Below are 7,930 nucleotides of genomic sequence, written 5' to 3' on the forward strand. Positions count from 1 at the left end.
AATAATGCCGGAAATATTCCTCAGCCGCAGCTGTCTGGCAATTTCCCTGGCTGCTTCCAGATTAATTTTTAGAAAGGTTGCTTCCTGATTCTTGTGACCATCATATTTGCCCGTATTCACGTCGATAGATGTCAGGGCTTCCGTAGGCTGAATAATCAGATAAGCTCCGGATTTCAGCCATACACGCTCTTTCAGCGCGTCTTTCAGCGCCTGATCCAGATTATAAAGTTTATCCAGGGGCAACAGTGCATCTTCATAAAATGACAGCTTTTCCAGATCCTCAGGCTGACACTCCGCAAGAAATTCATGCATGGAATCATACAATTCCCTATCATCTGTCAGTATCGCTTCCAGCTTGCCGCTGTAGGTGTCCCGCAGCTGGGTCAGATAGTTCTTGGGCGTCTGGTAAAGACAGGAAAAGCAGGTTCTGAATCTAGCCCGTTCCTTTAAGTTTTTATATTGCTGTACCAATTGTACAGCTTCCTGCCTTAACTCCTCCGCCGATGCCTGTGCAGCATTGGTCCTTATAATCCAGCCATATTCTTCACAGCGGTATTCTTCCATTAGATTTTTCAGTTCTTTTTTCTGAAAAGGGGACAGTTTGCCGGACACACCGATCCGCGTATTCCCACTGGTCAGAACCAGATATTTTCCGGTAAAACTAAGATTTGAAGTGACGGTAGGCGCCTTTGTTTTCATATTTTCACGGCTCACCTGCACCAGAAGTTCATCTCCCGCCACCAGTCTGCGGGAATTCATTTTACTGGTATAGACAGGCTTTGGATTTTCTTCCAGGGCATAGTAACAGGGTAAACCGTTTTTTATCTCAATAAAGGCAGCCTGGATATTTTTTACGATATTCTGTACTTTTCCGATATAGATATTTCCCAGAAGGGAATCTTCCCCTTCCGGTTCTAAATGAAATTCCACCGGTTTCCCATCCTGAAGCAGGGTTGTTAAAATCTGTCCCCCATCTCTTGTGATGACCAGTTTACTGTTTTTTTCTTTATCTGGCACGGCTTGGTATATCCTCTCCCAGATCTTCCAGAGATACCAGCCTGCGCTTCTTCTCATTTCCAAGATCTGCATAGACCTCAAGCCGGTGTACCAGAAGCCCGAATGGTTTTGCTTCCTTTCCCAGATACTGGGCAAAAGCCTCCATCACCAGTTCCGGCTTTAGATTATTGACACTGCCGGTTGCAAGCTGCATGAAGATTCCATCATCCCGCAGCTCCAGCGCATAGATCATGGGCTTGATATCAACTTCTTTTTCACTTTTTTTCGTTTTCTTAACAATGGTGATGGTCTCCCGGCTGTAAAACTCCTGCAGACATTTCTTATAATCCTGCCCCAAGTCTTTCTCTTCCCTGAAATTCACCAGATAATCCGCAGCCGCAACTAAAGACATGGCTTTGCTCGCCTTCTCTTCCGGAATCCTGCGAAAACTCAATACGGACATTCCTTCCACCATGCATGCATTTAACTGCCTGATGGCATCTTTAGAAGATATTTCGGTATTTACTTCTATATCCAGATATTCTCCGGTACTGGTAAGCCCCACACCCAGGGGTGCTGCAAAGGACATAATCATATGAGGGCTGAACCCTTCCGTAAATGCAATGTCAATATTTCCTCTTCTCATAGCTTTTTGAAAATAGCGCATGATATCCAGATGTCCGATAAATTTCATCACACCTTCTTTTGCAAATTTAATTCTTACTTTCAATACATACGCCTCCTTTGTATATCCCTGCCCCGCATCCGGAACAACCCTGGCGGCAGTTATTGGTAATGGTCTCTGAAACGGCTTTCTCCCATTCTTTTTTCAGAAAATTCTTTGATACGCCAATATTTATAAAATCCCAGGGAAGTATTTCGTCCATGGAGCGTTCTCGGATGGTGTAGAAATCCGGATCTATGCCAGTGTGTTCAAATGCTTCCATCCAGGTCTGATTCTTAAATGTCTCTGACCATGCATCGTACAAGGCTCCGTTTTGATAGGCATCCAGTATGGCTGCCCCAACTTTACGGTCTCCCCGCGCCAGGAGGCCTTCCAATACAGTCACATCCGCTTCGTGCCAGTTATATTTAATACTCTTGCGGTTTAGCTGGTCTTTTACTTCCTGGTTGACAATTCTGGCTTTTCCAAGAAATTCCTCTTTCGTATTCATTCCTACCCATTGGAACGGTGTGAATGGTTTTGGCACAAAGAATGACGTACTGACCGTAATCTGGCATTTACCGTTTCGCTCTTCTTTTGGTATCTCATAATACCGTCTGGCAATGCGGTCAGCCAAATGAGCAATCTCTTTCATATCCTCTTCTGTCTCTGTGGGCAGCCCCAGCATAAAATACAATTTTACCCGGTTCCAGCCACCTTCAAACGCCTGGCCTGCACCATCTATGATATTTTCTTCCGTCAGCCCCTTGTTGATCACATCCCGCAGGCGCTGAGAGCCGGCTTCCGGCGCAAAGGTCAGGCTGCTCTTTTTCACATCCTGTACTTTGCTCATAACATCCAGTGAAAATGCATCAATACGAAGGGACGGCAGGGAAATATTAACACCTTTTCCTTTGAATTCTTCTATTAAATAGGTAACTAACCCTTCTAACTGGGAATAGTCGCTGGAGCTCAAAGAGCTTAACGAAATTTCTTCATGCCCTGTATTTTTCAGCATCTCAGATGCGTATTCTTTCAGCATGTCAAGATCCCGCTCTCTGGTGGGACGGTACAGCATTCCCGCCTGGCAGAACCGGCATCCCCGGATACAGCCCCTTTGTATTTCCAGCACTACCCGGTCCTGTGTTGCCTTAATAAAAGGCACTACCGGTGCTTTGGGATAATAAGTATTGGTGATATCCATTACAATCTGCTTTTCAACAGCTGTCGGCGTATCTGCCTTTTTCGGCAAAAAAGAAGCAATGGTTCCGTCTTCTTTATAAACCACTTCATAAAGAGAGGGTACATATATGCCCGGGATATGGGCTGCTGCTTCTAAAAATGCCTGTCTTCCTTTTCCTGCTGCTTTATATTCTTTATATAAGTCTATCAATCTAAAGTATACGGTTTCTCCTTCTCCGATATAAAACAGGTCAAAGAAATCCGCCAGCGGCTCCGGATTATAACTGCATGGTCCGCCGCCGATTACGATTGGACAGTTCTCATCCCGGTCCTTACTTAACAGCGGAATTTTGCCAAGGTCCAGTATCTGCAGAATATTCGTATAGCACATCTCATACTGAATCGTGATGCCAAGGAAATCAAGTTCCCTGATTGGCTCCTGGGATTCCAGTGCAAACAGGGGGATATCCTTTTCTCTTAAGACCTTGTCCAGGTCCAGCCAGGGAGAATACACCCTTTCACACCAGATATCTTCTCTCTGATTCAGCATATCGTAAAGAATCTGAATTCCAAGATGCGACATTCCGATCTCGTAGACATCCGGGAAGCACATGGCAAATCTGATATCCACCTCATCTTTATTCTTCATGACCGAGTTCACTTCGTTGCCGATGTAGCGTGCCGGCTTCTCGATTTCTAGTAGTATTTCATCATTTAGAGCTAGTTTTCTCATTATTTCTCCTTGTTGTGTTGTTAATCAGCACACAATCTCCTGCTTTTATGGATCTGCAGGTATGCATACCTGATTAATTATACGCATTCTCCGTAAGAACTTCAAGTAGATATTTGTAAAGGAATTTAATTTCTGTTCCATATTGACTTCTGGACATTAAAAAAGACCTCATAATGAACTTCTCCCAAATGTTAGTATTCTATAAAGCCTAACTTCTGGGGACATATCAAACAGAGGTCTTTTTTCATTTACAAACACTTAAAGCACTTTAATATCCAGTCCGTTAAACGGCTCTTGTGAGCATCTCATGATACTGTTCCGCAATGTTTAAAGCATGATCTCCGATACGTTCAAAATCCGTAAGCAATTCCGAAAAGAAGATGCTTGCGTCTGCTATGCATTCACTTTTACCCATCCGCTCCATCTGCTGTTTGAGATTTTCATTCCTGATATCATCAATTTTCTGTTCATCTCGGGATGTTTTCTCCAGCATGGTTTTAATATCGGATACATTGCTTCCAGCCACGTCTTCCAGAATCTGAAGGCTCATATCCCTCATAATCAGAATCTCGTTTTTTGCCTGATCCGAAAAATTCACATTCATTTTCTTCATGCTCACAGCATATCCCAAAATGTTCATGGCGTGGTCACCAATTCGCTCCAGATTTCCCAGTATCTTATAATATCCACTGATTTTGACAGAATCTTCCGCTGCCATCTCATGGTGCATCACTGACACAATGTACCGGGATACTTCTGCATTCAGATAATCGATATAATCCTCCTTCTGCTCCAGCGTCTCTTTATCATGTGACGAGCTGTGAAGCACGGCATCAAAACTGCCGGTAACAGTCTCACAGACCATATTCCGCATCCGCTCGATTTCCTTGTCAATCTGGGTCAGAACCAATGCCCCCTGCCCCATTGCATAGTGGCTTTCAAAGGGCTGTATGTATTCCAGATGCAGCATTTCTTCCTGTTCACTTGGTTTATCCGGAAGTATCTTTTCAGCAAGACGTGCCATATAAGTACCAAAGGGCAGCAAAAGCAGCGTGGTGACAATATTAAATACCGTATGCACATTGGCAATCTGCGCTACCGAATTTCCAGGCGTGAGATGCTCCATGAGAACCGTAAATGGAGTGATCAGACAAATGACGGTAAATATAAAAGTACCGATTACATTGAACATCAGGTGAATGACCGTGGTACGCTTTGCATTGGTCTTTGTGCCAATAGAAGCTAAAACTGCTGTAATACAGGTTCCGATATTCTGTCCGAACAAAATGTATACTGCGCTGGACAGCGGAATCATACCGGTACCAGCCAGTGCCTGCAGAATTCCAACTGAAGCAGAGGAAGACTGTATGATGGCAGTAAAGACAGCACCAATCAAAATACCTACCAGCGGATTGCGGAAAGTTGTCATAAAGTGAATAAAGGTTTCGGAGTTCTGAAGGGGAACCATGGCAGACCCCATCATATCCATACCGATAAAGAGCACACCAAGACCCGCAAAAATTTCACTGATATGCTTTACTTTTTCATTCTTAACAAAAAGGATCGCCGCCACACCCAGAAAAGCGATCAGCGGAGCAATCATGCCGATATCCAATGCGATCAGCTGTCCGGTGATAGTGGTACCAATGTTGGCACCCATGATTACCCATACCGCCTGCTTTAAGGTCATAAGACCGGAATTTACAAAGCCAACCACCATAACAGTCGTAGCTGATGAGGATTGGATTACTGCTGTTATGGCTGCTCCTGCCACGACACCTTTGAATCGGTTGGAAGTGAGTTTTTCGAGGATTTGTTTCATCTTATTTCCGGCGGCCATCTCTAAACCACTACTCATCATTTGCATGCCATATAAGAATAAGGCAAGTCCGCCAAGAAGCATTAAAATATCAGATAGTTCCATTCTATATTCTCCCATTCATGTCATAATATTTACACTTTAACCTGTACGTACCCGGAAGATACGCCGAGATTACAGCGGACGTTTTTTCCCGTCTGACTCGTGGGTGATATTCAGTTTATCATAGAACTGCCCGGGCATACCTGCCAAAAATAAAGACAGCAAAAAAATGCCTCCGCAAAACATCATGGAGTAGATGTTCTGAGGCATGTACATATTTGTGGTCCAGAATCCCGTTGCCAGATCTCCCCGAAGCAGACTGTTTACCTGATTAATCTGGACTCTGCCTGGAGGCACGGAATGCTCCGTGACCCGCTCATTTATGGTGTGCTCTCCGGAAGATATGCGATACTGCCTTTGGGAGCCTGCAGTCTGGGAATGATAAGCATCCCGGTCTGCTAAATCCGCCTGGAAAAAAGCATTTACTGCTCCTGTCTGCACAAAGAAGACAGCTGTTAAAATAAAGACCACACAGACAATTTTGTTTATAATATGAAAGCTTTTCATCTCTTAATACAGCACTACTGCGTATGCTGCGCTCCGCTATGAAAGCACACAGCCTGAATCGCCGCTTCTGATACGCATAGTATTTTCTCCTTAGTACATTGGTTGCTTTCTCTATTATAATATTACATTTCTTTTTCTGCAATCATTTTTCCGCTTTTGACATTTTTCCGGAACTTTTTTATAAATAGTGACACATTCTGTCACTATTCTATGATAAAATACTAGATATAAACCACAGTATTATAAAAGCAGAAAGGATACTTAACTTTATGGAAGAAAAAATCAGATGTCCATGGGCTGGAGACACTCCCATATACATAGATTATCATGATAACGAGTGGGGACGTCCCGAACATGATGATCGTAAGCTTTTTGAAATGTTAACCTTAGAAAGCATGCAGGCAGGACTTTCCTGGATTACCGTACTCAAAAAAAGAGAGGCTTTCCGGGAAGCATTTGACGGATTTGACCCTGCAAAGGTAGCTCTTTACGGAGATGCAAAAGTCCAGGAACTCCTGGAAAATGAGAAAATAATCAGAAACCGCCTGAAAATTAATGCGGCAGTCAACAACGCAAAAGTTTATTTGGACGTTTCCGCAAAACATGGGAGTTTTGATCAATTCATTTGGAATTATGTGAATTACGCCCCTATTGTGAACCATTGGGAGACGATACAAGACATCCCCGCGACCACTCCCCTCTCTGACCAGATCAGCAAAGATTTGAAAAAAATAGGGTTTAAATTTCTGGGCCCCACCACTGTTTATGCATTTATGCAGGCTGTGGGCATGGTAAATGACCATCTAACAACATGTTTTCTGCATGAAGAGAATTAACAGGCTGTCGCTTAATAATCTCATCTGCAACATATTGACTGCCACATTTCAGCCATTTATATTCATATGGACAATAATTAATTTTTCTATTTAAACTGAAACAACCGCCTGCTCCTTATTAGAGCAAGCGGTCTGTTTAGTTAGTAAAATACAAAAAGTCTGCACAGGGGCGTTCCGCTCCGTCAGAAGGCCTGTTTAAAACCTTTCCGTCGTAATAAAGCGTTGTGGATCCACCGCCGTCTAAATTGTAGGCATAGCGGCAACCCTGTCTTTGCAATTCTGCAATCATTTCATAATGGTCAAGACCCAGTGAATACCCCGATCTTCTTCCATCAGCCACCAGTATTACATAGTCATTTGGACGAACCATTCCTACCACCGTTCTTGGATCTTTATAGCTGGTTAAAGAAAAATTCTGCATATCCAGCGGTGCGGCAATTCCATTGTTAATCAGAACCGGTCCGAAATTATAGGTGTCTTTTACACCCATATCCAGAAGGGATTGGCCCCATAATCCCATTGGAGGAGTGAACATGGTTCCATCCTTTTTGACTGCCATGGTCGTATAGCTGGTTGCATAATTACCATAGATTTTACCGTTTTTGATGCACATGCCAAGCGGAGACGGCTGTCCGGTAGAATAAGAGAATGCACTTCCGTTAATGCCGATAATTCCACCGTTGGATGATACCGCTTGTGAAGTAAGCTGTCTGGATCCACCATAGGTCCCATAAGACATAGCTGAACGCAGCTGCTTGGGATTACTGGTCTTAATGCGTGCAACCCAGTACACAGAACTATAATTCTGCTTCTTATTGATCTTCACTGACAGCGTACTGCTTCGGTATTCCAGATATGTAGCCGTATTGATGCTTTTGGTATTCATTTTTCTGGAAGCATCCATAACTCCTTTGGAATTCACATAGTAATAATACTTCCCTTTTTTGAGCCAGGTATTTTTCTGCAGTGCTCCGGAACTGGAAAAATAGTAATTCTTTTTCTTAACAGCCGTCCACTTCGTTTTCATTACACCATTTGAATCCAGGTAGTAACGGTCACCCTTTGAGGTAATCCAGCCCGTTTTCTTTTTC

Annotated in this window: 7 protein-coding genes; 1 reads left to right on the forward strand and 6 read right to left on the reverse strand. The window is 43.4% G+C overall.

Annotated features, from left to right (window positions below; genetic code table 11):
• The 5 genes from ACH2DQ_RS25585 to ACH2DQ_RS25605 all read right to left on the reverse strand — a co-directional run.
• A partial coding sequence (locus tag ACH2DQ_RS25585; protein WP_395028626.1) for a ribonuclease E/G occupies window positions 1-1,017 on the reverse strand: 1,017 nt, incomplete at its 3' end.
• Window positions 1,007-1,726, reverse strand: coding sequence for a TIGR03936 family radical SAM-associated protein (locus ACH2DQ_RS25590; protein ID WP_394911214.1), 720 nt, complete (start codon window positions 1,724-1,726; stop codon window positions 1,007-1,009). The genes ACH2DQ_RS25585 and ACH2DQ_RS25590, both read right to left, overlap by 11 nt.
• Window positions 1,710-3,575 (reverse strand): TIGR03960 family B12-binding radical SAM protein, encoded by a 1,866-nt coding sequence (locus ACH2DQ_RS25595; RefSeq protein WP_394911213.1) that lies wholly within the window; start codon window positions 3,573-3,575, stop codon window positions 1,710-1,712. Before ACH2DQ_RS25595 ends, ACH2DQ_RS25590 begins: the two co-directional genes overlap by 17 nt.
• Window positions 3,576-3,858: 283 nt before the next feature.
• Window positions 3,859-5,499, reverse strand: a complete 1,641-nt coding sequence (locus ACH2DQ_RS25600) for a Na/Pi cotransporter family protein (protein WP_394911212.1) — start codon at window positions 5,497-5,499, stop codon at window positions 3,859-3,861.
• A gap of 69 nt (window positions 5,500-5,568) precedes the next feature.
• Window positions 5,569-5,937, reverse strand: a complete 369-nt coding sequence (locus ACH2DQ_RS25605; RefSeq protein ID WP_395028627.1) for a hypothetical protein — start codon at window positions 5,935-5,937, stop codon at window positions 5,569-5,571.
• Window positions 5,938-6,272: 335 nt separating this feature from the next.
• Between ACH2DQ_RS25605 and ACH2DQ_RS25610 the strand changes: the two genes are divergently transcribed.
• Window positions 6,273-6,839, forward strand: a complete 567-nt coding sequence (locus tag ACH2DQ_RS25610; protein ID WP_394911210.1) for a DNA-3-methyladenine glycosylase I — start codon at window positions 6,273-6,275, stop codon at window positions 6,837-6,839.
• Between the two features lie 136 nt (window positions 6,840-6,975).
• On the opposite strand, the gene ACH2DQ_RS25615 is transcribed toward ACH2DQ_RS25610, so the two are convergent.
• A partial coding sequence (locus ACH2DQ_RS25615) for a phosphodiester glycosidase family protein (protein WP_395028628.1) occupies window positions 6,976-7,930 on the reverse strand: 955 nt, incomplete at its 5' end.

The sequence above is a fragment of the Robinsoniella sp. genome (genome assembly GCF_034124845.1).